General features: G+C 67.3%; 23 protein-coding genes. 6 read left to right on the top strand and 17 right to left on the bottom strand.

What is annotated here, in order from left to right; translation table 11 throughout:
• Positions 1 to 71 precede the first annotated feature (71 nt).
• Positions 72 to 1,412 carry a GGDEF domain-containing protein gene (locus tag AC3FKG_RS08140; RefSeq protein WP_483710509.1) on the top strand — a complete coding sequence of 447 codons (1,341 nt, stop codon included), beginning with the start codon at positions 72 to 74 and terminating at the stop codon, positions 1,410 to 1,412.
• 24 nt (positions 1,413 to 1,436) lie between these two features.
• Here AC3FKG_RS08140 and moaC read toward each other — a convergent pair whose 3' ends face one another.
• Positions 1,437 to 1,916, bottom strand: a complete 480-nt coding sequence (gene moaC, locus AC3FKG_RS08135; protein WP_483710510.1) for a cyclic pyranopterin monophosphate synthase MoaC — start codon at positions 1,914 to 1,916, stop codon at positions 1,437 to 1,439.
• A 73-nt stretch (positions 1,917 to 1,989) separates the two neighbouring features.
• Between moaC and AC3FKG_RS08130 the strand changes: the two genes are divergently transcribed.
• Positions 1,990 to 3,777, top strand: a complete 1,788-nt coding sequence (locus AC3FKG_RS08130; RefSeq protein ID WP_488742826.1) for a beta-barrel assembly-enhancing protease — start codon at positions 1,990 to 1,992, stop codon at positions 3,775 to 3,777.
• A 15-nt stretch (positions 3,778 to 3,792) separates the two neighbouring features.
• Here AC3FKG_RS08130 and AC3FKG_RS08125 read toward each other — a convergent pair whose 3' ends face one another.
• The 5 genes from AC3FKG_RS08125 to AC3FKG_RS08105 all read right to left on the bottom strand — a co-directional run bounded on the left by AC3FKG_RS08125 (position 3,793) and on the right by AC3FKG_RS08105 (position 7,310).
• On the bottom strand, positions 3,793 to 4,371 hold the full coding sequence (locus AC3FKG_RS08125) for a DUF2946 family protein (RefSeq protein WP_488742825.1): 579 nt from the start codon (positions 4,369 to 4,371) through the stop codon (positions 3,793 to 3,795).
• Positions 4,372 to 4,399: 28 nt separating this feature from the next.
• On the bottom strand, positions 4,400 to 5,467 hold the full coding sequence (locus AC3FKG_RS08120; RefSeq protein ID WP_483710513.1) for a YheT family hydrolase: 1,068 nt from the start codon (positions 5,465 to 5,467) through the stop codon (positions 4,400 to 4,402).
• Between the two features lie 55 nt (positions 5,468 to 5,522).
• Entirely contained in the window at positions 5,523 to 5,963 is a 441-nt protein-coding gene (locus tag AC3FKG_RS08115; RefSeq protein WP_483710514.1) for a YybH family protein, read from the bottom strand.
• 17 nt (positions 5,964 to 5,980) lie between these two features.
• Positions 5,981 to 7,003 (bottom strand): lipopolysaccharide heptosyltransferase II, encoded by a 1,023-nt coding sequence (gene waaF, locus AC3FKG_RS08110; RefSeq protein WP_483710515.1) that lies wholly within the window; start codon positions 7,001 to 7,003, stop codon positions 5,981 to 5,983.
• Between the two features lie 112 nt (positions 7,004 to 7,115).
• Positions 7,116 to 7,310 (bottom strand): zinc-finger domain-containing protein, encoded by a 195-nt coding sequence (locus AC3FKG_RS08105; RefSeq protein WP_211948900.1) that lies wholly within the window; start codon positions 7,308 to 7,310, stop codon positions 7,116 to 7,118.
• Positions 7,311 to 7,550: 240 nt separating this feature from the next.
• Here AC3FKG_RS08105 and AC3FKG_RS08100 point away from each other — a divergent pair, with 240 nt between their 5' ends.
• Both AC3FKG_RS08100 and AC3FKG_RS08095 read left to right on the top strand, forming a co-directional pair.
• Positions 7,551 to 10,517, top strand: coding sequence for an SNF2-related protein (locus AC3FKG_RS08100; protein WP_488742824.1), 2,967 nt, complete (start codon positions 7,551 to 7,553; stop codon positions 10,515 to 10,517).
• Positions 10,518 to 10,689: 172 nt separating this feature from the next.
• Positions 10,690 to 11,703, top strand: a complete 1,014-nt coding sequence (locus AC3FKG_RS08095; RefSeq protein WP_483710517.1) for a Bug family tripartite tricarboxylate transporter substrate binding protein — start codon at positions 10,690 to 10,692, stop codon at positions 11,701 to 11,703.
• Between the two features lie 300 nt (positions 11,704 to 12,003).
• On the opposite strand, the gene AC3FKG_RS08090 is transcribed toward AC3FKG_RS08095, so the two are convergent.
• The 7 genes from AC3FKG_RS08090 to AC3FKG_RS08060 all read right to left on the bottom strand — a co-directional run bounded on the left by AC3FKG_RS08090 (position 12,004) and on the right by AC3FKG_RS08060 (position 19,713).
• Positions 12,004 to 12,990, bottom strand: a complete 987-nt coding sequence (locus AC3FKG_RS08090; RefSeq protein WP_483710518.1) for an L-threonylcarbamoyladenylate synthase — start codon at positions 12,988 to 12,990, stop codon at positions 12,004 to 12,006.
• Between the two features lie 29 nt (positions 12,991 to 13,019).
• On the bottom strand, positions 13,020 to 14,264 hold the full coding sequence (locus tag AC3FKG_RS08085; RefSeq protein ID WP_488742823.1) for a 5-(carboxyamino)imidazole ribonucleotide synthase: 1,245 nt from the start codon (positions 14,262 to 14,264) through the stop codon (positions 13,020 to 13,022).
• Between the two features lie 39 nt (positions 14,265 to 14,303).
• A complete protein-coding gene (purE, locus tag AC3FKG_RS08080; RefSeq protein WP_483710520.1) occupies positions 14,304 to 14,801 on the bottom strand; it encodes a 5-(carboxyamino)imidazole ribonucleotide mutase in 498 nt (165 codons plus the stop codon).
• A 53-nt stretch (positions 14,802 to 14,854) separates the two neighbouring features.
• Positions 14,855 to 15,763 carry a phosphoribosylaminoimidazolesuccinocarboxamide synthase gene (locus AC3FKG_RS08075; protein WP_483710521.1) on the bottom strand — a complete coding sequence of 303 codons (909 nt, stop codon included), beginning with the start codon at positions 15,761 to 15,763 and terminating at the stop codon, positions 14,855 to 14,857.
• A 102-nt stretch (positions 15,764 to 15,865) separates the two neighbouring features.
• Positions 15,866 to 16,930: a class II fructose-bisphosphate aldolase gene (gene fba, locus AC3FKG_RS08070; protein WP_488742822.1), complete on the bottom strand. Its 1,065-nt coding sequence runs from the start codon at positions 16,928 to 16,930 to the stop codon at positions 15,866 to 15,868.
• Between the two features lie 111 nt (positions 16,931 to 17,041).
• Positions 17,042 to 18,478 carry a pyruvate kinase gene (pyk, locus tag AC3FKG_RS08065; protein ID WP_483710523.1) on the bottom strand — a complete coding sequence of 479 codons (1,437 nt, stop codon included), beginning with the start codon at positions 18,476 to 18,478 and terminating at the stop codon, positions 17,042 to 17,044.
• A gap of 38 nt (positions 18,479 to 18,516) precedes the next feature.
• Positions 18,517 to 19,713: a phosphoglycerate kinase gene (locus AC3FKG_RS08060; RefSeq protein WP_488742821.1), complete on the bottom strand. Its 1,197-nt coding sequence runs from the start codon at positions 19,711 to 19,713 to the stop codon at positions 18,517 to 18,519.
• Between the two features lie 341 nt (positions 19,714 to 20,054).
• Between AC3FKG_RS08060 and AC3FKG_RS08055 the strand changes: the two genes are divergently transcribed.
• Together AC3FKG_RS08055 and AC3FKG_RS08050 are read left to right on the top strand one after the other, a co-directional pair.
• Positions 20,055 to 21,161, top strand: a complete 1,107-nt coding sequence (locus AC3FKG_RS08055; protein ID WP_488742820.1) for a helix-turn-helix transcriptional regulator — start codon at positions 20,055 to 20,057, stop codon at positions 21,159 to 21,161.
• A gap of 49 nt (positions 21,162 to 21,210) precedes the next feature.
• Positions 21,211 to 22,374 carry a helix-turn-helix transcriptional regulator gene (locus AC3FKG_RS08050; protein ID WP_483710526.1) on the top strand — a complete coding sequence of 388 codons (1,164 nt, stop codon included), beginning with the start codon at positions 21,211 to 21,213 and terminating at the stop codon, positions 22,372 to 22,374.
• On the opposite strand, the gene AC3FKG_RS08045 is transcribed toward AC3FKG_RS08050, so the two are convergent.
• The 4 genes from AC3FKG_RS08045 to AC3FKG_RS08030 form a co-directional block, all read right to left on the bottom strand.
• Positions 22,357 to 22,680: an AzlD domain-containing protein gene (locus AC3FKG_RS08045; RefSeq protein ID WP_483710527.1), complete on the bottom strand. Its 324-nt coding sequence runs from the start codon at positions 22,678 to 22,680 to the stop codon at positions 22,357 to 22,359. The genes AC3FKG_RS08050 and AC3FKG_RS08045 overlap by 18 nt on opposite strands.
• A complete protein-coding gene (locus AC3FKG_RS08040; protein ID WP_488742819.1) occupies positions 22,677 to 23,504 on the bottom strand; it encodes an AzlC family ABC transporter permease in 828 nt (275 codons plus the stop codon). Before AC3FKG_RS08040 ends, AC3FKG_RS08045 begins: the two co-directional genes overlap by 4 nt.
• A gap of 166 nt (positions 23,505 to 23,670) precedes the next feature.
• Positions 23,671 to 25,188 (bottom strand): D-alanyl-D-alanine carboxypeptidase/D-alanyl-D-alanine endopeptidase, encoded by a 1,518-nt coding sequence (gene dacB / locus AC3FKG_RS08035; protein ID WP_488742818.1) that lies wholly within the window; start codon positions 25,186 to 25,188, stop codon positions 23,671 to 23,673.
• A 72-nt stretch (positions 25,189 to 25,260) separates the two neighbouring features.
• Positions 25,261 to 25,851 carry a MarR family winged helix-turn-helix transcriptional regulator gene (locus AC3FKG_RS08030; RefSeq protein WP_483710530.1) on the bottom strand — a complete coding sequence of 197 codons (591 nt, stop codon included), beginning with the start codon at positions 25,849 to 25,851 and terminating at the stop codon, positions 25,261 to 25,263.
• Positions 25,852 to 25,856: the final 5 nt, after the last annotated feature.

The raw sequence follows: 25,856 nt of genomic DNA, 5'->3' as shown, positions 1-25,856 counted from the left end.
CGTTACCTTTATTACGGCACGATGCGCCGACCGTACGCAGTGCGATCCACCGTTCGCCGGGGCGTTGCAAAATGCACTTTGATTTTTCTACTTCACCGCACTGCGGCGGAATTTGTAATAAAGTGTTTCGAAGTTATCACGCACACAAGACCGTGAACCTCGAATCCCCATCTGAATTTGCCATTGACCCGTTGCGCGTGGAGTTCCGCCGGGCAGAAACGGAGCTGGCATTCCAGCGCCACCATCTGACGCGCAGCCGGTCGTCCCTGCACCTGACACTGCTGTTCTGCTCGGCCTTCTATCTGGCTTTTTCCATGACGGATGTCGCGGCGCTGGGCTATGGGCGCGTGGCGCTGATCCTGTTCGTCGGCCGCATGCTGGTCGCGATCACGGCGGTCATGGGCCTGTATCTGCTGCGCGACGAGTCCGAATCCATCGCGGCGCACTGGTTCGTGGCCAGTGCCGCCGAGGTCGTGGGCATGGCAACCTTCATGCTGATCGTCTGGTACCGGCCCAGCGAGATTCCATGGCATGCGATGTCACTGTGCATCATGCTGATCGTTGTCTATATCTTTATTCCCAACCGGCTGGTCATTGCAAAGGGCATCGCTATCGCTGCCACTGCGGTCTTCATCCTGATCGCGGTGAAGAAGGGGAGCCTGACCCATTCGGATGCCCTGACCATGACGATGCTCTTGCTGCTGGCCAATAGCTTCGGGCTGGTGGCAGCCCGCCGTTACCACCGGCTATGGCGCGACGAATACCGGGCGCTGATCGAGCTGAAGCACCAGTCGACCCGGGACCATCTCACCGGGTGCTACAACCGGCGCCATTTGCATGAAACGCTGCTGCCGATGGAAATTGCGAGGGCGGAGCGCTACAAGTATTGGCTGACCCTTGTGGTTTGCGATATCGACCACTTCAAGCGCATCAACGATACCTTCGGCCATCAGACCGGCGATGCCGTGCTTCAACATGTGGCGGACCTGCTTCAGGCGATGACGCGCCGGCATGTCGATAGCGTGGTGCGCTACGGCGGGGAAGAATTCCTGCTGGTCCTGTCGCAAACGGATCTCGACGGTGCCTTGTCCGTCGCCGAGCGGTTGCGCGCGGCAATTGTGGATAATCCGACTGCCGACGCCGCCAGCGGCAAGATCCCGACGACCGCCAGCTTTGGCGTGCTGGCCGTGGATTTTTCGGTGGCGAGGCACGGTGCCACCGAAAAGACCTTGATTGCCGCAGCCGATGCCCTGCTGTATGAAGCGAAGGAAGCGGGCCGCAACAGTATCCGGTGCAGCGAATGGTCCGATGCAGCCGTCGGACGCGTGGCCGGTTCTCTTCCGCTGACGATTTACGATTCAGCGTCATCGGACGGGCATCAGACTCTTGCCGACTGGGCGGAGGCGCCGTAGACCTCCGGTTGTGAAGGCTTCCGTCTAGGCGCCGGCCACCCAGTCGCCCGACTTGCCGCCGTGCTTCTCCATCAGGCGCACACCGCCCATCACCATGCCCCGGTCCACCGCCTTGCACATGTCGTAGATCGTCAGCAGCGCGACCTGCACGCCGGTCAGCGCTTCCATCTCCACACCGGTCTGGCCGCGCGTTTCGGTGCGGACCGTGCAGGTCACGCTGGCGGCCGCCTCGTCCAGCGCAAAGTCCACTGCCACCTTGGTCAGGCCGATCGGGTGGCACAGCGGAATCAGGTCGGCGGTACGCTTGGTTGCCATGATTGCGGCGATCCGCGCAATGCCCAGCACGTCGCCTTTCTTCGCGGTGCCGTCGCGCACGAGCGCAAAGGTATCGGGCAGCATGGTGATGGTGCCGGTGGCCACCGCCACGCGATGGGTGCTGGCCTTGTCGCCGACATCGACCATGTGGGCCTGTCCGGCAGTATCGAAATGGGTAAGCTGCGTCATGGCGGGTTCCTGTACGGCAACGTGCGGCAAACCGCTAATGGGAACGGCTTGCGGAGGCCGCTATCATAGCAACATGCCCAAGACCCCATTGCTTCGCAGGCACGGCCCCGCCGGCCTTTGCGGGCGGCCAGGCGCTACGCCTGCCGGCCCGGCATCACATGTCCCGGCACGGCATGCGAGGCCATGGCGCCGCTCGCTGGTGGCGCTGATCGCGCTGACCATGGTCACGCCCGCGTGGCCGCAGGGCAGCGCGCCGGCGGGGGCGTCGGGCGCCGCGGCCAAGGTGGCGATCGCGCCCCCCGTCGAAACCAGCGACCAGGTCTACGACAACCTCAATCGCAGCGTCAAGGCGGGGCAGAAATCCGAGTTCGGCCTGCGCACCAATAATCCGGTGGTCGATGTTGGCGGCGTCCAGTTGCCGGACATGGGCGATCCGTCCACGGCGGCGCTGTCGCCGGATATGGAAAAGCGCCTGGGCGACCGCATCATCCGCGATATCCGGCGCGATCCGGCCTATGTGGCCGACCCACTGCTGTCCGACTATCTGAACGCGCTTGGCTACCGGCTGGTGCAGGCCGCGCGGCGCCAGAGCATCTCGGGTTCGAACGGCTCCGGGACCTTCGCCACCGGCTTCGACCTGTTTGCCGTGCGCGACCGCAGCATCAACGCTTTCGCGCTGCCGGGCGGCTATGTCGGCGTGCATACCGGTCTGCTGGTGCAATCCGAGACCGAGTCGGAACTCGCGTCGGTGCTCGGCCACGAAATCGGCCACGTGATGCAGCGCCATATCGCGCGCGGCATCACCCAGCAGGACCAGTCGATGTGGATCGCACTGGCCTCGATGGTGCTGGCCGGGCTGGCGGCCACGCGCAGTCCCGATGCCGCCGCAGCGCTCGCCATGGGCGGGCAGGGCGCGGCCATTGCCAACCAGCTGTCCTTCTCGCGCGGCGCCGAGCGCGAAGCCGATCGCGTCGGCTTCCAGATCATGGCGGCTGCCGGGTTCGATCCTCAGGGCATGCCCGACTTCTTCCGGCGGCTGCAGCGCTCATCGGGTACGGCGGAGAATTCGGTGCCCTCATATGTACGCACCCACCCGCTTACGTCCGAGCGGATTGCCGACATGCAGGACCGCGTCAGCCACGTGATGGCCCGCAAGGTGTCGAACACGCCCGATTACGAGTTTGCGCGCATGCGCGCCCGCGTCATCCAGGAAAGCTCGCCCAGCGATCTGCAGAACCTGCGCACTGCCATACGCGCGCAACTGGCCGGCGCCTCCGTGGTGCGCTCGCCGGCGCTGCACTACGGCCTGGCCTTCATCGAACAGCGCCTGGGCCGCTACCCTGCCGCCGAGCAGGAGCTGGCCGAATCGCGCCGCCTCTACGGAAATATTCCCGGCGCCAGTTCGGGCAGCCCGATGCTCGACGTGATGGCGATCGAACTCGCGCGCCAGCAGGGCCGCGTGCCGGAGGCGATGAGCCAGGCCACGGCATCGATGAAGGCCTTCCCGCTGTCGCACGCCGTGGCGCTTGCCTATGCGGACACGCTGCTCGGCACCGGCCAGTACGATGCGGCGGTCGCGTTCCTGCGCGAGCGCACGCGGCAAGAGACCGGGCGCAGCGAATGGTGGGACATGCTGGCGCGTGCCTACGCCGGACAAGGCAAGCGTGTGCAGCAGCACCAGGCGCTGGCGGAGAAGTATGCGATGGAGGGCGCCTTCCAGGCCGCGATCGAACAGCTGCAGATCGCGCGCAAGGCCGGCGATGGCGATTTCTACACGTTGTCCGAGGTCGATGCGCGGCTGCACCAGCTCCAGCGGCAATACCGCGAGGAACGGCAGGACAACAAGGGCATGCCCAACTGATCCTGGCCGGCCCGATCAGGCGGCCGGCGCCTGCGGGTCGCGCACGAAGCCGAAGCGCTTCGGCACCTCGTCGGCGCCAATCGGTTCGATCGGAATGTCGCGGCCGTCATGGCGGAACACGCCGAGATCCGCGCCGCATGCGTCGCCATGCCACTCGCAGGTGCCGCTGAAGAGGTCCAGGTCGTGGTCGTGCAGCAGCGCCGCGTGCGAATCACCTTCCTCGCCTTCGATCTTGCCGGCCAGCACGACATTGCCCTGTTCGTCGGCAAAGCAGGCTTGCACGGCAAACGCGCGCTGCGTGGTCGTGCGCAGGCGGCCTTCATGCAGCCGCACGACCCACGGCGCATAAGCCAGCGACACAAAGACGCGCTGCGGCCCGTTCTGGAAGTACCACGCGCCGCGCTCGTCATGCAGGTAGTTGCGCTCGATGAACGCCACCAGCGTTTCGTGCCGGATCGGGTCGCCCGACAGGCCGTGCTGTTGCGCGAACTCGTTGCGCAGGCGCCATTGGCCGCGTCGGTCCAGGGCTAGCCAGCCGTAGCAGTTCGGCACATCGGGCCAGCGCGCCATCGCTTGCCGGACGGATTCATCCATCGTCGTGTCTCCTCTTTGCGGGCCGGCTTCAGGACATGCTGTCGAAGAAGCGCAGGATCCTTGCAGGCAGCCATTCGATATGCCCGCTGAACGGCAGCAGCGGCAACTGTCCCAGCAGGCCGGTGCGCGGTGTCATGAAGCCAACGTGCCCGCCGTGCTCGGGCTGCTCCAGCCAGACCTGTGGGCTGACGTCGGCGGGGCCAGGCAGATACCGAGCCGGCAAGAACGGGTCATTGCGCGCATTGAGCACCAGCGTGGGCACGGCAATCTCGCCCAGCACGGGTTTGCTCGATGCGCGTTTCCAGTAGTCGTCGGTATCGCGAAAGCCGTGCAGCGGCGCGGTCACGATATTGTCGAACGCGTACAGGTCGCGGCTCGCCAGCATGGCGTCGCGGTCGAACAGACCGGGAAACTGCTCCAGCTTGGCCAGGGACTTGCGCTTGAGCGTCTGCAGGAACATGCGCGTGTAAAGCATGTTGAACCCGGCGGACAGCGCCGCGCCGCCGGCGGCCAGGTCCAGCGGGGCTGAGATAGCCGCGGCAGCGCTGAGATAGCCAGCTGCGCTGCCCTGTTCGCCAAGGTAACGCAGCAAGGCGTTGCCGCCCAGCGAAATGCCGACCACCAGCATCGGCCTGCCATCGGCGCAATGCTCGCGGCGCAGGCGTTCAAGGACCCAGCGGATCTCGGCGGAATCGCCCGAATGATAGAAGCGCGGCGCGCGATTGAGTTCGCCCGAGCAGCCGCGGAAGTGCGGGATCACGCCCTGCCAGCCGCGCGGCTGCAATGCGTGCATCAGCGCCTGCGCGTAGTGGCTGCCGGAGTCGCCCTCCAGCCCGTGGAACATCACCAGCAGCGGCGTGTTGGCGCGCACGGCGTGCGTGGTCCAGTCCAGTTCGATAAAGTCCTGGTCCGGCGTTTCCCAGCGCTCGCGGCGAAAGTGCACGCGCGGCGGCCGCTGCGTAAAACGCGCCGGAATAATGGTCTGGGCGTGGCCGCCACGCAGCCACCACGGCATGGCGATGCCATCCCCATAAGCATGGGCGGATGTACTGGCCTGGGTGTTGGGGGGCAGGCGATGGTGCGGAAGCTGCGTCATGCCGGCTGGATCATGCGAAGGACCGCTCGCGCAGGCGCGCGGCTGGTGGCGGCTTTCAGTGCAGCGCCTGTCCCGGCGCCGCGGCCACGGAGGCTACCTGGACGGCATTGGCCGGGCTGCAGTGGATATGGGCCAGGCGCCAGCCCTCGTGGTTCTGCATCAGCACGTAGGTGGTGTGCACGTACAGGTCGGCCTCGACCCGGTCCGCGCCGAAGCGCAGGGCCTCGGTCACGTCGAAGATCGACACGCCCAGCGACGCATGGCTGCTGGTCTCGATCGCATCGATCAGCACCGGCTGTTCTTCGAGCAGTTGCAAGAACGCCTGGCGCAGGTGTTCATGGCCGATAAGGCGCTGGCCGTCAGGCATGATGCAAGTGATCGAGTCTTCGTCGAGCCACAGCCGCAGCGCGCCCTCGGCATCGCGCAGTTTCATGGCCTCGCGGAAGGCCTGGACAATGTCTTCCGCGGAATCGAACAGACGGGCAAAACGGGGCATGGTCGCGATGTCAGGAGTCAGGGCCGGTGCAGCAGCTTGCGCAGCTCGACGAACACCATCTCGGGCTCGATGTCCTTCAGGCAGCGCAGGTGTCCCAAGGGACACTCGTGTTTGAGACACGGACTGCATTCAAGTTGCAGCCACATGATACTCGCAGCCTGTGACAGGGGCGGCGTCTGGCGCGGATCGCTGGAGCCGAACACGGCCACCTGCGGCCGGTTCAGCGCCGCGGCGATGTGCATCAGGCCGGTATCGTTGCAGACCGCGGCCTCGGACAGCGCAAGCAAGTCGATGGCGTCGTCGAGCGAGGTCTGCCCGCACAGGTTGCGCACGAAGGGCGCCTCTTTCGTGATCTCGGCCGCGGCATCAGCGTCGGCCGCCGCGCCCAGCGTGATCATCAGGGCATACGGGTACGAGCGTCGCAGCATCTGCGCCAGCCTGGCGAAATGCGCGGCCGGCCAGCGCCGCGCGGGGCCGAAGCCGGCCCCCGGGCAGAAGGCGATCAGGCGCGTCTGCGGTGGGATGCCGAAGCGCTCCGCGGTGGCGGCAATACGGTTCGGGTCGGTGCGCAGGCGCGGCTCGGATAATTCCGCCGGCGGCTTGGCGCCGGGCCGCAGCGCCAGGCGGGCGTAGTGCTCGGCCATGACCGGGCGGCCGTTGCGCGGCGGATTGGCGTGGCTCACGTTCAGCATGCCGAAACGCGATTCGCCACGGTAGCCGACGCGCAGCGGGATACCGGCGAGCCATGGGATCAGCGCCGACTTGAGCGTCTCCGGCAGCACGTAGGCCATGTCGTAGCCTTCGTTCTTGAGCTGCTGGGCAAACATGAAGCGGGCCGAGAGCTGCAGCTTGCCGTGCGTCAGGTCGCTCGGAAAGACCCTGCCCATCTCCGGCATGCGTGCCAGCACGGGGCCGACCCATTTGGGCGCAAGGGCATCGATGACCAGCCGCGGATGGCGTGCCTTGAGCAGCGCCAGCAGCGGTTGGGCCATCAGCGCGTCGCTGATCCGGTCGGGGGCGATGACGAGGGCTTTTTTCATGAATGGGGCGAAGCTTGCCCGCGCTTGAGCGCGACGGGCGGAAACGTCAACGCCCCGGAGCGCCGCCAGGCGGCCCGGAGCGTCGGGGTGCCGCGGGAGCGGCGCGCGCCGCTCAGTGGTGGCCCTTCAGCACGGTGCCCGGCTTGAGCTTGTACACCGTACCGCAGTACGGGCACTTGGCTTCACCGGTATCCACCACATCCAGGAAGACGCGCGGATGGTAGTTCCAGGCCGGCGTATTGGCGGTGGGGCAGTGCAGCGGAATGTCTTCAGCGCCGATTTCTACGATGTTGGCGGTTTGCGTCATGGTGTTGCGGGGTGTCGTGCTTCGGATTTGGGTCGGGCTGTCGCCGTGCCGGCCAGGCCGGATGAAACGTCAGCCACTTCTTGTCTGGTTTGCCGATCCCACCGGAAACCCGGCTGCGGCAAAAGCACACATTGTAAGCTGCGGCGACATGGGTGCCAACGCGGCTGACGGGGAAAGGCGGTCTAAAATGCCCGCTTTCCCGTCGTTCTTCCCCAAATTCCTCTGTCCGCACCGGTTCCCGTGCCTTCGGCCCTCCCTCCCGACCCCGCAGCTCGCCCCGACAGCGCTTCGCCGGCCTGGCAACAGGCGCTGGAAGCGTTGCAGGAGCTCGCTGGCGGCAGCGCGGCCGCCGGCAACGCGCACGATCGCCGCTTGCTATGGGCGTTGACGCTGGATGCCGACGGCGCCGTCGCCGCGATCGAGCCGCTGGAGCAGTCGCGCGGCGCGCGCGGCTGGGGCAAGCCCCGGCCCATAGCGCTGGCGCGCGTGGCGGAGGACGGTCAACTGCAACCTTGGGATACACGCGTCGCGCAAGCCATCCGGCGCGACCAGTCGCACAACCGGCGCTACGTGCTCGACCGGGCGGCGGCTATCGTCGCACTGATCGGACATCCGGCCGTGGTGCTGGCCCGATCGCCGGAGCAGCCGCTGGAGGTGATCGAAGGATCGCCCGCGCTGGAGGCCGTGCACACCGACGGCCGCTATGTGCTGCGCATCTATCCCCCGCTGCGCGAAGCGCCCGACATGGATGCCTTCCTGCCGGCCGCGGCACGCCAGGATGCCGAGGCCCTGCGGCAGATCACCGTGCTGCGCGATGGACCGCAGAGGCTGCGCGTGATTCGCTTCACGCCCGCGCAACAAGGGGCAGCTCGGCTGATTGCCGACGGGCTGGCCATACCCGAAGCCGGCCGCGCGCAACTGGACCGCACGCTGCGCGCGCTGGCCGGGCATTTCCAGGTCGAGGCGGACCCGACCGGCGCCGTACGCGAACTGGAGCCCGAGTCGCGGCTGCGCGCCGAAGTGGCGCCACGAGGCCAGGGCATCGCGCTGCGGCTGGTGGTCACGCCGCTGGGACCGCTCGGCCCGCGCCTGGCGCCGGGGGCGGGACGCGAGCGGCTGATGGCCACCGTGCGTGGCGAAACGCTGGCCACGCAGCGCGACCTGGAGGCGGAACTGGCCCACGTGGCCGAGGTCTTCGCCGAACTGCCGTTCCTGGTGCCGCTCGCCCCGCCCGGCGGCGAGCACAACTGGATGCTCGACGATGCCGAAGACGCACTGGCCGTGGTCGAAGCGCTGCCACGCCTGCCGGCCGTCCAGGCGCTGGAGTGGCCGCGCGGCAAGGAGATGCGCGTGCTGGCCGCGGACCTGCCGCAGCTCAGCGTGGCCGTCGAAACCCGCAACGCCTGGTACCGGCTGGTGGGCGAGCTGCGCGTGGCCGAGGGGCTCGTGCTCGAACTCGGCAAGCTGATCGACTGGACCGGCAGCCACGCCGGCCGCTTCGTGCCGATGGGGCAGGGCGTCTACATAGCACTCACGCGCACGCTGCGCGGCCGCTTGCGCGACCTGGCCAGCGTGGCCGACCGCGTGCCCGATGGCATCCGCGTGCCACTGATGGCGACGCCGTGGCTGGACGACGTGCTGGCCGGCGCGGGGATCGATCCCGATGCGCATTTCCGCCAGCGGCTCGCGCGGCTGCGCGCCGCGCGCGAGGCGGATATCGCCGTGCCGGCCAACCTGGCAGCGGAACTGCGCCCGTACCAGCATGACGGCTTCCGCTGGGCCATGACGCTGGCCGCGGCCGGGCTCGGCGCCTGCCTGGCCGACGACATGGGCCTGGGCAAGACGCTGCAGGCGCTGGCGGTGCTGCTGGCCCGCGCGGGCGGTGGTGCGGGCCTTGTGGTCGCACCGACTTCCGTGTGCGGTAACTGGGTCGCCGAGGCGCGGCGATTCGCGCCGACGCTTGACGTTCATGTCTATGCCGAGGGCGAGCGCGAGACCCTGCTCGCAAAAGCCGGGGCCGGCGACCTCGTGATCGTTTCCTACACACTGCTGCAGCAGGCGCATCACGCGTTCTGCGCGCGCGAGTGGCACACCGTGGTGGCCGACGAGGCGCAGGCCATCAAGAATGCCGCTTCGCGCCGCGCGCGGGCGCTGTTTGACCTGCCGTCAGGGTTTCGCATGGCGCTGTCCGGCACGCCAGTGGAAAACCGGCTGTCCGAACTCTGGTCGGTGATGCGCTTCTGCAACCCGGGCTTGCTCGGCTCGCTCGCACGTTTCAACGAGCATTTCGCCAATCCGATCGAGCGCAGCGGCGCGCTTGAAGTCCGGCAGCGGCTGCGGCGAATGATCGCGCCGTTCGTGCTGCGCCGGACCAAGGCCCAGGTGCTCGACGATCTGCCCGCGCGCACCGAGGTGGTCATCCGCGTGGAGCCGGAGCCGGTCGAGGCAGCCCACTACGAAGCGCTGCGCCGCCAGGCCCAGTCCCACGCCGAAGCCGCGCTGGCACGTGTAGAAGCCGCGCGCAAGGCCACGCGCGGCGCACCGGTAGGCGCGCGGGCCAGGGCCATCGCGCAGGCACAGTTCCAGGCGCAGGCGCGCATCCACGTGCTGGCGCAACTGATGCGGCTGCGCCGCGCCGCCTGCGATGCGCGGCTGGTCACGCCCGAGATCGGGCAGGAGGGCGCCAAGCTGCGCACCTTCGTCGAACTGGCCAGCGAGCTTGCCGCCAACGGGCACAAGGTGCTGGTGTTCAGCCAGTTCGTAGATTTTCTGCGTCTGCTCAGCCAAGGGCTGGAGCGCGCGGGCCTGGCGCTCCAGTACCTGGACGGCGCCACGCCGGCCGCGGAGCGTACGCGGCGCGTGGCGGCCTTCCAGTCCGGCGAGGGCGATGTCTTCCTGATCAGCCTGAAGGCAGGCGGTTTCGGCCTGAACCTGACGGCTGCCGACTACGTGATCATCGCCGACCCGTGGTGGAACCCCGCCGCCGAGGACCAGGCCATGGGCCGCGCCCATCGCATCGGCCAGCTGCGTCCCGTCACGGTGTACCGGCTGATTACGGCGGGGACGATCGAAGAGCGCATTGTCGAGTTGCACAAGGACAAACGGGCGCTGGCCGATGGCGTGCTGGAGGCCGGCGAGGACGCCGTGGCTGGCATCGGCGCGGCATTGCCTGACGTCGATGAGCTGGTCGGGCTGCTGCGGCGCTGAGCGTTGCTGCGGCACGACCATATGCCGGCTCGGCATACCTTCAAGCGAACTCGGTCGTTTGGTTTTGGCCCGAACATTGCTATCGTGTGGCTTTCGGTCCGGGGCGCCAAGACCCTGGCTCGTGATGGCGTCGCGCTGGTTCCGGCGCCCCTGTCATTCATTTCCTTCGACGGTGCCCCCTATGTCCCGCCTGCCCTCGCGCTTCTTCCTCCGTTCAGCACTCCAGTTGACTGTCGGCCTGGTCGCCGCCTGCGCCATTGCCGCGCCCGCCCAGGCGCAAGGCGAATGGCCGAACCAGCCGGTGACGATCCTGATGGGTTTCACCGCCGGCTCGGGCGTGGACATGGTGGGCCGCACGTTGCAGGAGTCGCTGCAGAAGTCGCTGAAGACCACGATCATCTATGACTACCGTCCGGGCGCCGGCGGCAATGTTGCTTCGGAAGTCGTGGCGCATGCCAAGCCGGATGGCTACACGCTGTTGCTGGGCACTGCTGCCACGCATGGCATCAACCCTGCGCTGTACAAGACCTTGCCGTTTGATGCCGATGCCGATTTCACACCGATCGCACCGCTGGTCGAAGTGTCCAACGTGCTGACCATCAACCCGGCCGTGATCGATGTGAAGTCGGTCAAGGAGTTCATCGAGAAGGTCAAGGCCAATCCGGGCAAGTACAACTATGCGTCGACGGGCAACGGCACCGGCACGCACCTGGCATTCGCCGAGTTCAATGCGCGCGCGGGCCTCGATATGGTTCACGTCCCCTACAAGGGCGGCCCCGATGCATTGCAGGCCGTGCTCAAGGGCGAAGTGTGCTGCATCTTCAACCAGGTTCAGAGCGTGCTGCCGCAATATCGCGCCGGCAAAGTCCGCTTGCTTGGCGTGACCACGAGCAAGCGCGTGCCGGTGGTGCCGGAAGTGCCAACCATCGCCGAAAGCGGACTGCCGGGCTTCAACAGCACCATCTGGTTCGGCTTCTTCGGGCCGAAGGGGATGGATCCAAAAATCTCGCGCAAGATCAACGATGCGGTGAAGGTCGCGCTGGAAACACCGGCTATCCGCCAGAAACTGATCGACGCAGGCAATTCGCCGCGCGTGGAAAGCGTGGAGCAGTTCCGGGCGACGGTGAAGGCGGATCGGCAGAAATGGGCGGGGGTGGTGAAGACGGTGGGGGCTTCGATCGATTGATCGGGATGCCTGGATTACCGGGCTGCGCGTAGTGACGCGTGGCCCGGCCACTGGCATGACTAAATGTGAGCGAAGATTCGTCTCAGCAGGCCGATTTGGTGCGCATACGCCAGCCAGAATAGTGCAGTGTTGCTCGAAGGTAACCCGCCGGATCTTCAGGTTGAGGGTCGATCCTGCAACGGGATTTGTCGGGACAGTAGGGGGCATCGCGTTCGAGCGGACCGTCCAGCCCGCAAGGGAAGGAGCTTCGCTCAATCACAACAAGTCGGCTCATCGCGGCTGCGAAGAGCGGCGAGAGCCTTACCCCCCGAACGCCGCCGCCGCTCGTTGCAGCCGATCCCTGACGCCTGCCCATTCATGCCCGTCCGGCAGCGGCTCGAACACCAGCCGCGAGTACCCCTGCTTGTCGAGCTTGCGCAGCAGCCGATATAGCTCGCGCGCATAGGCAGCAGCATCCGCGGGCGCCTGCACCCAGGTACAACGGGCATCGTCGATCGGCGCACGGCCGACCCACGCCACGCGGGCATCGGCAGCAAGGGTGGGCAGTTGCGCCACCAGTTCTGCCGCATCGGCCAGCACCAGCGGGGTATGCGGTGCGTAGTGCGCCTTGAGCGTGCCCGAAGCGCGTGGCGCCGCGGCGTCGGGAGGCAAGGGCGCTTCGCCAAGCACCTGCGCCATCATCGCCGGCGTGATCGCACCCGGGCGCAGCAGCACGGGTCCAATGCCCTGATCCAGCCGCGACAGGTCGACGATGGTGGATTCGATCCCCACTTCCACGCCATCGCCTTCGAGCACATAGACCGCATCGCCGAACTCGTCGCGCACGTGCTGCGCCGTGGTCGGGCTGACCTGGCCGAACTTGTTGGCAGAGGGCGCGGCAATGCCGCCACGGCCGCGCTTGAAGCGCGACAGTAGCGCCTGTGCAACGGGATGTGATGGGCAGCGCAGGCCAATGCTGTCCTGGCCGCCTGCCACTGCCGCATCGATATGCGCGGCACGCTTGAGGATCAGCGTGAGCGGGCCGGGCCAGAACGCTTCGATTAGCTTGTTTGCCGCGTCCGGCACCTCGTCGACCCAATAGCCGATGTCGGCGCCGTCCACCACGTGCACGATCACGGGATGGTTCGACGGCCGGCCCTTGAGCGCGAAGATGCGCGCCACGGCTTCCGGGCTCTCGGCGTCGGCGCCGAGCCCGTAGACGGTTTCAGTGGGAAAGGCGACCAGCTGGCCGGCCTCCAGCAGGCGGACCGCTTCGTCAAGTTCGGCGGCCGTAGGCATGCGAGACATCTTGTTCCTAGAAGCTAGCGTAGCGTAGTTCAGACCGGAATATGCAGCGCTTGCTCGGCCACCTGGAATGCCTGCTCGGCGGCCTCGGCGTTGTCGCCGATGCAGTTCACGTGGCCCATCTTGCGCGACGGGCGCGCGTCGCTCTTGCCGTACAGGTGCAGCTTGGCGCCGGGCTGGGCCAGGACTTCATCCCATGCCGGCGTACGTTCCAGGCCGAACTCGAACCACACGTCGCCCAGCAGGTTCAGCATCTTGCCGGCCGAATGCTGGCGCGTGCTGCCCAGCGGCAGGCGCGCCATGGCGCGCACCTGCTGCTCGAACTGGCTGGTCTCGCACGCATCCATGGTGATGTGGCCGGAGTTGTGCGGGCGCGGCGCCATTTCGTTGGCGATCAGCGAGCCGTCGGTGAGCACGAAGAATTCGATGCACAGCACGCCCACATAGCCCATTTCCGTGGCAATGATGGCGGCGGCGGCACGGGCGCGGTCGGCGATGTCGGCCGAAACGCTGGTGGACGGCATCGTGGTCGAGAACAGGATGCCGTCGCGATGCACGTTCTCGGCCAGCGGCCAGGTGGCGGTGCTGCCGTCGGCGGCGCGCGCGGCCAGCACCGAGACCTCGTAGGCCAGCGGCAGCATCTGCTCCAGCACGCACGGGACGTGCTGCATGGCTTTCCATGCGGCGCGCACGTCTTCGCGCGTCTTCACGCGGGCCTGGCCCTTGCCGTCGTAGCCCATGCGGGCGGTCTTCAGGATGCCGGGCAGCACCGTGTCGGGCAACTGGTCGACGTCCGCATCGTGCTGGATGACCCAGTGCGGGGCGGTCGGCACGCCGGTGCGCTCGGCGCACGAGGCAAAGAACTTCTTCTCGCCGATGCGGTTCTGCGCGATCGACACGCAGTAGCCGCGCGGCGCGACAAAGGAGCCGAGCTGTTCCAGACGATCCAGCGACAGCGACGGCACGTTCTCGAATTCCGTGCTGACAGCCTGGCACAGCCGAGCCATCTCGGAGAGCGCAGCCTCATCGGTGTAGGGCGCGCAGATGTGCTTGTCGGCCACGGAACCGGCAGGGCTGTCCTGGTCCGGGTCGAGCACGCAGACGCGATAGCCCATGCTCTGCGCCGCATGCGTGAACATGCGGCCAAGCTGACCGCCGCCGAGCATGCCGAGCCAGGCGCCGGGCAGGATGGGCGCGCTGGGGTTGTCGACACCGAACTCGGCGCGCGACTCCGGCGTGTGGGCTTCGGAGAGGTAGGGATGGATATCGGTCGGCATTGCTCGGTTCCGTGGTTTCCGGGGTTACAGCTCGGTGGATTACAGCGGCAGCGTCATGGCGCGGGCAGCCTCGGTCTGCTTCGCGCGGAAGGCTTCCAGGGCATTGGCCAGCGCCTCGTCGGTGGTGGCCAGCGTGGCGACGGCGTGCAGCGCCGCATTGGCGGCACCGGCTTCGCCGATCGCGAACGTCGCCACCGGCACGCCCTTGGGCATCTGCACGATCGACAGCAGCGAGTCCTCGCCGCGCAGGTACTTGGACGGCACCGGCACGCCGAACACCGGCACGATGGTCTTGGCGGCAATCATGCCCGGCAGGTGCGCGGCACCGCCGGCACCGGCGATGATCGCGCGGATGCCGCGGCCGCGCGCGGTCTCGGCATAGCGGAACATGTCGTCGGCCATGCGATGCGCAGAAACCACCTGGGCCTCGAACGGCACACCGAAATCCTTCAGCATGGCCACGGCGTGCTGCATCACGTCCCAGTCGGAGCTGCTGCCCATTACGACGCCGACGAGCGGCTTGTCTTGTTGGCTCACGTTATCTGTTCCTTCTGTTGTCGTTCCCGCCTGCGCGGGAATGACGAAGTGGTTTACTTCAGTTCTTCGCCCGTCAGACGCGTCAGCGCCTCACGGTACTTGGCCGCGGTTTTCTCGATCACGTCGTCCGGCAGCTTCGGCGCCGGCGCGGTCTTCGGCCACGGCTTGCCGTCGATGCGCACGGCTTCGAGCCAGTCGCGCACGAACTGCTTGTCGAACGACGGCGGGTTGGTGCCCACCTGGTACGAATCGGCCGGCCAGAAGCGCGACGAATCGGCGGTCAGCACTTCGTCCATCAGCGTCAGGGTGCCGTTCTCGTCCAGGCCGAATTCGAACTTGGTGTCGGCGATGATGATGCCGCGCGTGGCGGCGTACTCGGCCGCTTCCTTGTACAGGCGGATGGAGATGTCGCGCATCTGGCGGGCCAGCGCCACGCCAATGCGTTCCTCGACTTCACCGAACGAGATGTTCTCGTCGTGCTCGCCCATCTCGGCCTTGGCGGCCGGCGTGAAGATCGGCTCGGGCAGCTTCTGCGCGTTCTGCAGGCCGGCCGGCAGCTCGATGCCGCACACCTTGCCCGTCGCCTGGTAGTCCTTCCAGCCGCTGCCGGCCAGGTAGCCGCGCACCACGGCTTCGACCAGGATCGGCTTCAGGCGCTTGACCACCACGGCGCGGCCCTGCACCTGCGCGACTTCCTCGGCCTTCACCACGGTTTCCGCGGCGACATCGGTCTCATGGTTCGGCACGATATGCGCGAGCTTGCGGAACCAGAAATTCGCCATCTGGTTCAGCACGCGGCCCTTGTCGGGGATCGGCTCGCCCATGATGACGTCGAAGGCCGAGAGGCGGTCGGTGGTGACGATCAGCAGCTTGTCTTCGCCGACGGCGTAGTTGTCGCGCACCTTGCCGTGGCCAAGCAGCGGCAGGGAAGTGATGGAGGACTGGTAGAGAGCGTTGGACATGGTGGTTCCGATAAAACGGCGAAGCCGCCGGGCGCAAGAAGCTGCCGCGGCGGCCGGAACGTCAAACCGCCATCCGCATGCGCGGATGGCGGTCAGGGGACATTACTGCACAACCTGGGCAAGCTTGCCCGACTGGTACTGGCTGGCGATATCCGTCAGCGACACCGGCTTGATCTTGCCGGCCTGGCCTTCGCAGCCGAAGGCGATGTAGCGGGCCTTGCAAACCTGCTTGGCGGCTTCGCGGGCCGGCTTCAGGTATTCGCGCGGATCGAACTTGCTCGGGTTCTCGGCGAAGAAGCGGCGGATCGCGCCGGTCATGGCCAGGCGGATGTCGGTGTCGATGTTGATCTTGCGCACGCCGTACTTGATGGCTTCCTGGATTTCCTCGACCGGCACGCCGTAGGTTTCCTTCATGTCGCCGCCGAACTTGCGGATCTCTTCGAGCAGTTCCTGCGGCACCGACGACGAGCCGTGCATCACCAGGTGGGTGTTGGGGATGCGCGCGTGGATTTCCTTGATGCGGTTGATCGCCAGGATGTCGCCGGTCGGCTTGCGCGTGAACTTGTAGGCGCCGTGCGAGGTGCCGATGGCGATGGCCAGCGCGTCGAGCTGGGTGGCCTTGACGAAGTCGGCGGCCTGCTCCGGATCGGTCAGCAGCATGGAGTGGTCCAGCTTGCCTTCGGCGCCGATGCCGTCTTCTTCGCCGGCTTCACCGGTTTCCAGCGAGCCCAGGCAACCCAGTTCGCCTTCGACGGTCACGCCGATCGCGTGCGACAGCTGCACGACCTTGCGGGTCACGTCGACGTTGTACTCGTAGTCGGCCGGCGTCTTGCCGTCTTCGCGCAGCGAGCCGTCCATCATCACGGACGAGAAGCCCAGGTCGATCGCGGCCTGGCAGATCGCCGGCGACTGGCCGTGGTCCTGGTGCATCACCACCGGGATGTGCGGATAGGCTTCGACCGCGGCTTCGATCAGGTGGCGCAGGAAGTGTTCGCCGGCGTATTTGCGGGCGCCTGCCGAGGCCTGCATGATGACCGGGGCATTGACCTCGTCGGCCGCCTGCATGATGGCCTGGACCTGCTCGAGGTTGTTCACGTTGAATGCCGGCAGACCATAGCCGTTTTCGGCAGCGTGGTCGAGCAGCTGGCGCATCGATACGAGTGGCATGTCAAAACTCCTGAAGGTAAATGGGGTGTCTCTGTATCTTGTTCTGATGGCGCTTTGCGCCATGCCGGGCGGCCGGGCAATCCTGCACAGCCTGCCGCCGCAAAAACTGCTTCAACTTCCCACCCTGACGATCTTGAGGGTGTTGGTACCGCCGGGCTGGCCCATGGGCTCGCCGATGGTCAGCACGATGAAATCGCCGCGCTGCACCACGCCCTGCGCGAGCAGCAGCGCTTCGGCCTGCTCCAGCGCGGTGTCGCGGTCGGTGCTGGCCTGCAGCGGCAGCGGCACCACGTTGCGGTACAGCTGCATCTTGCGCTGCGACGCCACGTTGGGCGTCATCGCGTAGATCGGCACGTGGATGCGGTGGCGGCTCATCCACAGCGCGGTCGCGCCCGAATCGGTCAGCGCGGCAATCGCCTTCACCTGCAGATGATAGGCGGTGAATAGCGCGCCCATCGCCACCGACTGGTCGATGCGCGAGAAGGTCTGGTTGAGGAAGTCCGTGTCGAGCTGAACGACTTCGGACTTCTCGGCTTCGATGCAGACCGCGGCCATGGCCTCGACCGTTTCCACCGGGAAGCGTCCCGCGGCAGTCTCGGCGGAGAGCATCACGGCGTCGGTGCCGTCGAGCACGGCGTTGGCCACGTCGGAGACTTCGGCGCGCGTCGGCACCGGGTTCACGATCATGCTTTCCATCATCTGCGTGGCGGTGATGGTCAGCTTGTTGGCCTCGCGCGCCAGCTTGATCATGCGCTTCTGCAGCGCCGGCACGGCGGCATTGCCGACTTCCACGGCCAGGTCGCCGCGCGCCACCATGATGCCGTCCGAAGCCTGCAGGATCTCTTCCAGCACGCCCGGGTTGATGGCTTCGGCGCGCTCGATTTTGGCGATCATGCGCGCCTTCTGGCCGTGCGGCTGGCCGGCCACGGCCGCGAGCTGGCGGGCCATTTCCATGTCGGTGGCGTTCTTGGGGAAGCTCACCGCGACATAGTCCGCGCCCAGGGCCATGGCGGTCTTGATGTCGTCCATGTCCTTGGCCGTCAGCGCCGGCGCCGACAGGCCGCCGCCCTGGCGATTGATGCCCTTGTTGTTGGACAGCTCGCCGCCAATGCGCACGGTGGTGAAGATCTCGCTGCCGAGCACGCGGTCCACCACCAGCACGATCAGGCCGTCGTTGAGCAGCAGCAGGTCGCCCGGGCCCACGTCGCGCGGCAGGTCCTTGTAGTCAAGGCCGGCGCGCCCTTCGTTGCCAAGCTGGCACGCCGAATCGAGCACGAACGGATCGCCCGGCTTGAGCGTGATCTTGCCGTTCTCGAACTTGCCTACGCGGATCTTGGGGCCCTGCAGGTCGGCCATGATGGCCACCTCGCGCCCGCACGCCTGCGCGGCTTCGCGCACCAGCTTCGCACGGTCGATATGGTCCTGCGCGGTGCCATGCGAGAAGTTCAGCCGCACCACGTCCACCCCGGCCGCGATCATGCGCGTCAGCACTTCCAGCGAACTGGAGGCGGGGCCGATGGTGGCAACGATCTTGGTCGAGCGGGTCATGACGGGAGATCCTTGTGCGGACATGGGCGAATCTGGCCTCAGCCGGCCGCGCGTTGCTCCAGCACCTCGAACGCGGGCAGCTTCTTGCCTTCCAGGAATTCCAGGAACGCGCCGCCGCCGGTCGAGATATAGCCCACGCGGTCGGCAATGCCGTACTTGGCGATGGCGGCCAGCGTATCGCCGCCACCGGCAATCGAGAAGCCCTTCGAATCGGCGATGGCTTCGGCCAGCACCTTGGTGCCGTTGCCGAACTGGTCGAACTCGAACACGCCCACCGGGCCGTTCCAGACGATAGTGCCGGCGGCCTTCAGTTGTTCGGCCAGCTGCGCGGCGGTCTTCGGACCGATGTCGAGGATCATGTCGTCATCGGCCACGTCCTTGACGTCCTTGACCGTGGCAGCGGCGGTGGCGCTGAATTCCTTGGCGCAGACCACATCCACGGGGATCGGCACCGAGGCGCCGCGCGCGGCCATGATGTCGATGATGGCCTTGGCGTCCGCGACCAGGTCGGCCTCGGCCAGCGACTTGCCGATTTTCAGGCCGGCGGCCAGCAGGAAGGTGTTGGCGATGCCGCCGCCGACGATCAGGTTGTCCACCTTGCTGGCCAGCGACTTCAGGATGGTCAGCTTGGTCGACACCTTGGAGCCGGCGACGATAGCCACCAGCGGACGCGCCGGCTGGCCCAGCGCCTTGCCCAGCGCGTCGATCTCGGCGGCCAGCAGCGGGCCGGCGCAGGCGATCGGTGCGTACTTGGCGATGCCATGCGTGGTGGCCTCGGCGCGGTGGGCGGTGCCGAATGCGTCATTGACATAGACGTCGCACAGCTTGGCCATCTTCTGCGCCAGTTCGTCGCTGTTCTTTTTCTCGCCCTTGCTGACGCGGCAGTTTTCCAGCAGCACCACCTGGCCCGGCGCGACTTGCACGCCATCGACCCAGTTCTGCGCCAGTGGCACCGGCTTGCCGAGCAGTTCCGACAGGCGCTTGGCGATCGGCGCCAGCGAATCGGCCGGCTTGAATTCGCCCTCGGTCGGGCGGCCCAGGTGCGACGTGACCATCACCGCGGCACCGGCAGCCAGGCAGGCCTCGATGGCGGGTACCGACGCACGGATGCGGGTGTCCTCGGTGATATTGCCGGCGTCGTCCTGCGGCACATTCATGTCGGCGCGGATGAAGACACGCTTGCCGGAGAGTTTGCCTTGGGAGATGAGGTCGGATAGACGCAAGACGGAGGTCATGACGGTGTGATGGCGCGAGATTTCGCTGAAATTTCGGGGAAACAAGCATTTTACCTGATCGTGGTCATTGCCTAGACGATTCCGGACCAACCTGCACCATTGATGTGCTTGTTTGTGCACAAGCCTTGTCTCGAGCGTGTGCTGGCCGACATCGCTCCCCACCAAAGCAGGGTGCCGGGTATATCGTGCTCCTGCCCCGAGTGCGGTAATGTATGCAAAGTCTGCATTGTCAGACACGTAGGAGCACAGAGCCGGTCTACAGCGGCCATAACAACAATAAGCCACCGGGCGAGCCACAAGCCTGCCGGGCGGACAATTCGTCGTGAATGCAGGGGAAGCAGATGAACGAAGCGGACATGCATGGAGCGATCCGTGGCTTGTACGAGGGCATTCTTGACCCTGGTGCGTGGCAAGGGAGCCTGCGCATCCTGACCGAGATGGCAGGTACCGCGCACGCATCGATGATGGTGTGGGATACCGTGCGCGACCAGGTCACCGTCAACGAGATCGTCAATCCGGTGGTGGAGCTGTTCGGGGAATACGAGAGCAACTTCCAGTCCATCGACCCGGCCAAGCATTTCGCGCCGCGCATGAAGCCGGGTGACTGGTATATCGACGCACGCGACCTCGGCGAGGGCGCCATGTCGCGCCATCCGTTCTACCGCGATTTCTTCAACCGGTTCGACCTGCGTTCCTACGTGGCCTGCCTGGTCGCGCGCCAGCCGCACTACGAGGTCTATTTCTCGATGCAGCGCGCCATGTCGCAGCCGGTCTTCTCGAGCGACGATACGCGCGGCCTGGCGTGGGCGATCCCGCACATGCGCAGCGCCATGGCCCTGCGGGACCGCACGCACAGCTTGTCGACGCTGGCCAGCCTGTCGTCCCAGCTGGTGGAGCGCCTGAGCTTCGCGCTGCTGGTCATGTCGCCGCGGCGGCAGGTGCTGATGGGCAATCGCGCCGGCGAACAGTGGGCGCGGCGCCTGGACCCGGCCGGCAAGGTATCGGAATGGACGCTGTCGCGCCCGTTCGACGAGATGCTGCAGGCCGCCTGCGATCCGCGGCGCGCCGCCGCGGCGCAGGCCGCGCACGCCACCGACGGCCACGGCAACGGCGCGCAGGTGATCGTGCTGCCGCTGCCGCCGGCACACGCCTTCGCCTCCGAATGGCAGGAGCCTGCCGCGCTCGTGGTCGTGCATGAAGACGGCCCCACGCCGCCGAAGCTGGGCACGGTGCTGCGCGAACTGTACGGCCTCACGCCGGCCGAGACCCGCCTTGCCACCGCCCTGGTCACCGGGCAGGGCCTGCCCGAAACCAGCGAGCAGCTGCGCATCCGTCACGAGACCGCCCGCACCCAGCTCAAGGCCGTATTCCACAAGACCGGCACGACCAGCCAGGCGCAGCTTTCGCACCTGCTGTCCCGGCTGGCGGCGGCACTGGAAGGGGACTGAACCCGCCGCGGCCCGGCAATTGCCCTGACAAGAACAAGCAGGAAAGGCAATGAACGAAGACGAGATGCACGACACCATTCGCGCGCTCTACCAGGGCATCTTCGATGCCGATGCCTGGCAGCGCAGCCTGGCCGCGCTGTGCCAGTCCAGCGGCAGCATCCACGCGGCGCTGGTGGTGCGCGATACGGTGCGCGACCGTGTGCTGGTCAACCAGGTGGTCAACCCGGTGCCCGAAGAAGTCGCCGCCTACCGTGACTACTACGAGGCGCTGGATCCGGCGATCCCGTTCGTCTCGCAGCTGACCGTGGGCAACTGGTACATCGACTCGCGCGAACTGGGCGAGCAGGCCATGCGCAGCCTGCCGTTCTATGGCGAATTCTTCCGGCAGTACGGGCTGTCGTCGCTGATGGCCTGCCTGATCGAGCGGCAGCCGCACTACGAGGTCTTCCTGTCCCTGCAGCGGCCACAGGGCGGTGCGCGCTATTCGACGCAAGATGCCCGCGCGCTGGACTGGGCCATTCCGCACGTGCGCCACGCCATCGCGCTGCGCGACCGCACGCGCCAGGTGTCGACGCTCGCGCATGTCTCGGCGGAGTTGCTGGAGCGGCTGCCCTTTGCCGTGATTGTGTTTACCGAGGACGGCCAGGTCCTGCTGGCGAACCAGGCCGGCGAGGCGTGGAGCCGCCGGCTGCTGCCCATTGTGGCGCTTGGGGCCGGCGCTGCCGCGGGATCGCTCAAGGCCGAAGAATGGCGGCTGTCGCGACCGTTCCCCGAGGTGCTGCGCACCGCCGTCGATCCGGCCATCGTGCAGCCGGCGCAGGCGCTGCGCGCGACCGGCCCGGACGGCCGCGAGGCCCAGGTCGTGGTGCTGCCGCTGCCGGTGGCCCACCATCTGGCCGTCGACTGGCAGCACCCGGCCGTGCTGGTGGCGGTGCATGAGGCCGGCGCGCAGGCCATGGGCATTGCCGGCGTGCTGCGCGAACTGTACGGACTCACGCCCGCCGAGAGCCGGCTGGCCATGCTGCTGACCACGGGCATCGGCCTGCCGGAGGCCTGCGAGCAGCTTGGCATCCGGCGCGAGACCAGCCGCACGCAGCTCAAGGCGATCTTCACCAAGACCGGCACCGGCACGCAGGCGCAACTGGCGCACCTGCTGACGCGGCTTGGCGTGGTGCTGGGCGCCGGGCAGGCGCCGTCAGGCGAGCAGGCGTAGCGCCGTGTAGACCGCCATGCCCATCGCGATCATGCCTACCATGCGGCGCGTGAACAGGTAGAACACGCCCGCGCAGATGCCGGCCACGAGCTTGTAGTTGGACGGCGCCAGCGTGAAATGGCCGTGCCAGGTCATCAGGTCGGGCAGGATGATGGCCGCGAGCGCGGCTGCCGGCGCGTAACGCAGGGCGCGCTGGAGCCGGTCCGGCACGGTCACGTGTTCGCCCGCCATGAGGAACAGCGCGCGGGTGACGATGGTGATCACCGCCATGCCGGCGAGCGCGATCCAGATTTCCGTGTGGCTCATGCCCGGTCTCCCTGTTCCGCCGGCGTGACCGCGGACTCGCCCGTCGGCTGCGCGGAAGTCTTGCGGCTGTGGATGCGGCGCAGCGTGGCGCGCGCGGCCAGCTCGTCACTGGCCATGCCGGCGGCAATGGCGCCGATCACCGCCACCACCAGGCTCAATCGGTAGGGCAGGTCGAAGCACAGCAGCGCGAGGATGGCCGAGACCACCACGGCCAGCAGCGTCGAGCGCGAATTGATGGTGGCGAACATCACCGGGATCAGCGCCATGGTGCCGGCCAGCCCCAGGCCCCAGCTGTCCGGGAACAGGCTCGCCAGCACGATGCCGATGATCGACGAGGCCTGCCACATGGCGAAGTTGGCCAGCGCCATGCCCCAGAAATAGCCTTCCTTGCCGGGCTCGTAGCCCGGCGTGCTGTAGCGCTGCATGAAATAGACGAAATGCAGGTCGCCGTTGAACGAGCCGAGCAGCGTGCGGCGCCACAGCGGCATATAGCTGAAATGCGGCTGCAGTCCCGCGCTGAAGATCACGAAGCGCAGGTTGACGATGGCCGCGGTCAGCCACACCGTCCACAACGGCAGCCCGGCCGCGAACAGCGGCAGCACCGCGAGCTGCGCCGAGCCCGCATAGACCAGCAGCGACATGCCGATGGCCTCGGGCACCGTCATCACGGACTTGCTCATCGCCACGCCCGTGACCAGGCCCCACGAGAACACGGCGGGCAGCGACGGTGCAAAGAAGCGCACGCCTTCGATAAACGAGGCGCGCTCGGCGGGTGCAATGCGATGCCAGAGGCGCAACCAGGCCGAGGGTTGAGGGGAATTCATGGGCAATGTCGGGGGAACTGCGCGGAGGGCGCCGGCGCAGCGAGGGCTGCCGGCATTGCGCCATTATAGGGGCGGGCGCGGCCCTGGTAAGTGGATACTTAACAAAATCGGGGCCAGCGTTGGCTGGCCCCCACGCTGGCCCGCGCGGCGTGCTGACAAGCGCGTGTCAGGGTGCGCCCCGATACACCCACTGCATCAGCGCATCGTGCGCTTCCTGCGCCTGCGACGCGTTGGGGTGGTTGATAAAGCTCACCATCACATAGCGGTCGCCGTTGAGCGCATCCACATAGCCGGCCAGTGCGCGCACGTCCTGCAGCGTGCCGGTCTTCAGATAGGCATTGCCGGCCGCGTTGGCGCGCGTGAGCCGGTTGCGCAGCGTGCCATCGACGCCGAGGATCGGCAGCGAATCGAGCAGCGTCGGGCCGACATTGCTGGCCACCGCCTGCTGCAGCAGCCGCGCCATGTCATAGGCGCTGATGCGTTCCTCGCGCGACAGGCCCGAGCCGTTGTCGAGCACCAGCCCTGGCATGTCCAGGCCCTGGCGGCTCAGCCAGCGCTCCACCACGCGCGTGGAGCGCGCCGTGCTGGCAGGGCCGCCGCGGTCGATTTCGGCGCCGATGGTCAGGAACAGCTGGCGCGCCATCACGTTGTTCGAGTACTTGTTGATGTCCCGTACGATCGCGCCCAGGGGCTGGCCGTAGTGCCGCGCCAGCAGAACCGCGCCCCGCGGGACCGTGCCGCGGCGCAGGGCCGGCAGGTGCGCGAAGCGCCCGCCCGCGGCCTGCCATTCGGCGACGAAGCCGCCCCACGCGAATTCGCTGTGCGACAGCGCTGCGATATTGAGCACGTGTTCGCCGCAATCGCTCGCATAGGCGCCCGAGAACGACGCCACCACCGTGCCGTCCCCTTGCGGCGCCACGGTCGGCGTGGCGCTCGATTGCCAGTCGCCGCAGCGGCCGTTGGTCAGCGTCAGGCGATTGTCCAGGCGCAGTTGCGCGAGGGCTGGCGTTACCGTCACCGCGACGGACCGGTTCGCGTCATCGGGCGTCAGCGTGAACGACAGTGTCTTGAACGCGTACAGCAACGCGTCGGGGCCGACGTTGTAGGCGCGCTGCACTTCGCCGTCGATGGTGCCGTTGCCGTTCAGGCCGTCGGCGAAGTAGCTGCGGTCGAGCACCAGGTCGCCATTGATCGTGGTGGCGCCGCCCGCGCGCGCGCTGGCCACGAGCTTGGCCATTTCCTCGGGCACCAGTTTCGGGTCGCCGCGTCCGCGCAGGTAGACGTTGCCGTTGACGGTGCCGTAGCCGTCCGGCTGGCTGTCGGCGTAGAGCGAGGTCTGCCAGCGGTAGTCGGGGCCAAGCAGCTGCAGGCCCGCGAAGGTGGTGACCAGCTTCATGGTCGAGGCCGGGTTCATCGGCTGCTGCGCGTTCCAGCTCGCGCGCGCCGATGGGGCACCGACCTTGACCACGTAGAAGCTGGCCGCGCTGGCCGGCACGTGCGCGCGTTGCAGCGCCGCGGCGACCTGGGCCGGCAGGCCGGCGCGCACCAGCGGGGCATCGGCCGGCATGCTGGCGGAAATCCTGGCGGCCTTGGCGGGACGGGCGAGGACGGGAGGCTGGGCGGCGGCAAGCAGCAGGACGGCGGCCGCGCAAAACACGGTGATTCTTCTTGGCATGGCGGCCATGTTAACGCATGGCCGGGGGCTGCCGGATGACACGTCCGGCAGCCATCGCAGCCATCCCGTACGCGCCGGCAATTACTGCGCCCGCGGCGGCGCCAGGCGTCCGAGCAGCGACTTGAGTGTGGCCTGCTCCTGCTCGGTCAGTGCCGAGGCCACGTGCGCATCATGGGCGACGACCGCCTGCTTCGCGGCCGCGAGCGTGCGCTTGCCGGTTGGTGTCAGTACCAAGCTGTAGGCGCGGCGGTCCTCGGGAGCGGGGCGGCGGGCGACCAGGTTCATCTCTTCCAGCGCATCGACCAGCAACACCGCGCCGGAGCGCGCGATGCCCAGGATGCGCGCCAGTTCGGTGAGTTTCAGTTTCGGGTTGCGGGAGATGATCACCAGTGCCGAAAAACGCGGTGGCGTGATCTGCCATTGCGCCAGCGACGCGACAAAGTCCTCGTAGATGCGGATCTGCGCGCGGCGGATTGCGTAGCCGACCAGGGTGTCGAGCACGCCGTAGTCGATATCCGGCACATGCGGGTCGAAGCCGCTGTCGGCCGCCGTCCCGGGCGTCGCGGGATCGGGCGCCAGCGGCTCGCGGGGTTTGCGCCGCGGGGCCGCGGCGCGCGTGCGCTTTGGCGTGCCGCGCTCAGCGGCGGCCGTGGCGACCGGATGCGGTGCCATGTCGA

The organism is Cupriavidus sp. 22TCCZM04-2 (genome assembly GCF_057798895.1).
This window is presented reverse-complemented; position numbering and strand designations above follow the sequence as displayed.

What these genes read in the sequence shown, in the direction of transcription:
- moaC (WP_483710510.1), bottom strand. Translation starts at nt 1,916, where the DNA reads ATGACGCAGCTTACCCATTTCGATACTGCCGGACAGGCCCACATGGTC.
- AC3FKG_RS08050 (WP_483710526.1), top strand. Translation starts at nt 21,211, where the DNA reads ATGAACGAAGACGAGATGCACGACACCATTCGCGCGCTCTACCAGGGC.
- pyk (WP_483710523.1), bottom strand. Translation starts at nt 18,478, where the DNA reads ATGACCCGCTCGACCAAGATCGTTGCCACCATCGGCCCCGCCTCCAGT.
- AC3FKG_RS08030 (WP_483710530.1), bottom strand. Translation starts at nt 25,851, where the DNA reads ATGGCACCGCATCCGGTCGCCACGGCCGCCGCTGAGCGCGGCACGCCA.
- AC3FKG_RS08060 (WP_488742821.1), bottom strand. Translation starts at nt 19,713, where the DNA reads ATGACCTCCGTCTTGCGTCTATCCGACCTCATCTCCCAAGGCAAACTC.
- AC3FKG_RS08130 (WP_488742826.1), top strand. Translation starts at nt 1,990, where the DNA reads ATGCCCAAGACCCCATTGCTTCGCAGGCACGGCCCCGCCGGCCTTTGC.
- AC3FKG_RS08090 (WP_483710518.1), bottom strand. Translation starts at nt 12,990, where the DNA reads ATGTCTCGCATGCCTACGGCCGCCGAACTTGACGAAGCGGTCCGCCTG.
- AC3FKG_RS08075 (WP_483710521.1), bottom strand. Translation starts at nt 15,763, where the DNA reads ATGTCCAACGCTCTCTACCAGTCCTCCATCACTTCCCTGCCGCTGCTT.
- waaF (WP_483710515.1), bottom strand. Translation starts at nt 7,003, where the DNA reads ATGAAAAAAGCCCTCGTCATCGCCCCCGACCGGATCAGCGACGCGCTG.
- AC3FKG_RS08140 (WP_483710509.1), top strand. Translation starts at nt 72, where the DNA reads ATGCACTTTGATTTTTCTACTTCACCGCACTGCGGCGGAATTTGTAAT.
- AC3FKG_RS08085 (WP_488742823.1), bottom strand. Translation starts at nt 14,264, where the DNA reads ATGCCGACCGATATCCATCCCTACCTCTCCGAAGCCCACACGCCGGAG.
- AC3FKG_RS08040 (WP_488742819.1), bottom strand. Translation starts at nt 23,504, where the DNA reads ATGAATTCCCCTCAACCCTCGGCCTGGTTGCGCCTCTGGCATCGCATT.
- AC3FKG_RS08120 (WP_483710513.1), bottom strand. Translation starts at nt 5,467, where the DNA reads ATGACGCAGCTTCCGCACCATCGCCTGCCCCCCAACACCCAGGCCAGT.
- AC3FKG_RS08045 (WP_483710527.1), bottom strand. Translation starts at nt 22,680, where the DNA reads ATGAGCCACACGGAAATCTGGATCGCGCTCGCCGGCATGGCGGTGATC.
- AC3FKG_RS08125 (WP_488742825.1), bottom strand. Translation starts at nt 4,371, where the DNA reads ATGGATGAATCCGTCCGGCAAGCGATGGCGCGCTGGCCCGATGTGCCG.
- dacB (WP_488742818.1), bottom strand. Translation starts at nt 25,188, where the DNA reads ATGGCCGCCATGCCAAGAAGAATCACCGTGTTTTGCGCGGCCGCCGTC.
- AC3FKG_RS08105 (WP_211948900.1), bottom strand. Translation starts at nt 7,310, where the DNA reads ATGACGCAAACCGCCAACATCGTAGAAATCGGCGCTGAAGACATTCCG.
- AC3FKG_RS08055 (WP_488742820.1), top strand. Translation starts at nt 20,055, where the DNA reads ATGAACGAAGCGGACATGCATGGAGCGATCCGTGGCTTGTACGAGGGC.
- fba (WP_488742822.1), bottom strand. Translation starts at nt 16,930, where the DNA reads ATGCCACTCGTATCGATGCGCCAGCTGCTCGACCACGCTGCCGAAAAC.
- AC3FKG_RS08115 (WP_483710514.1), bottom strand. Translation starts at nt 5,963, where the DNA reads ATGCCCCGTTTTGCCCGTCTGTTCGATTCCGCGGAAGACATTGTCCAG.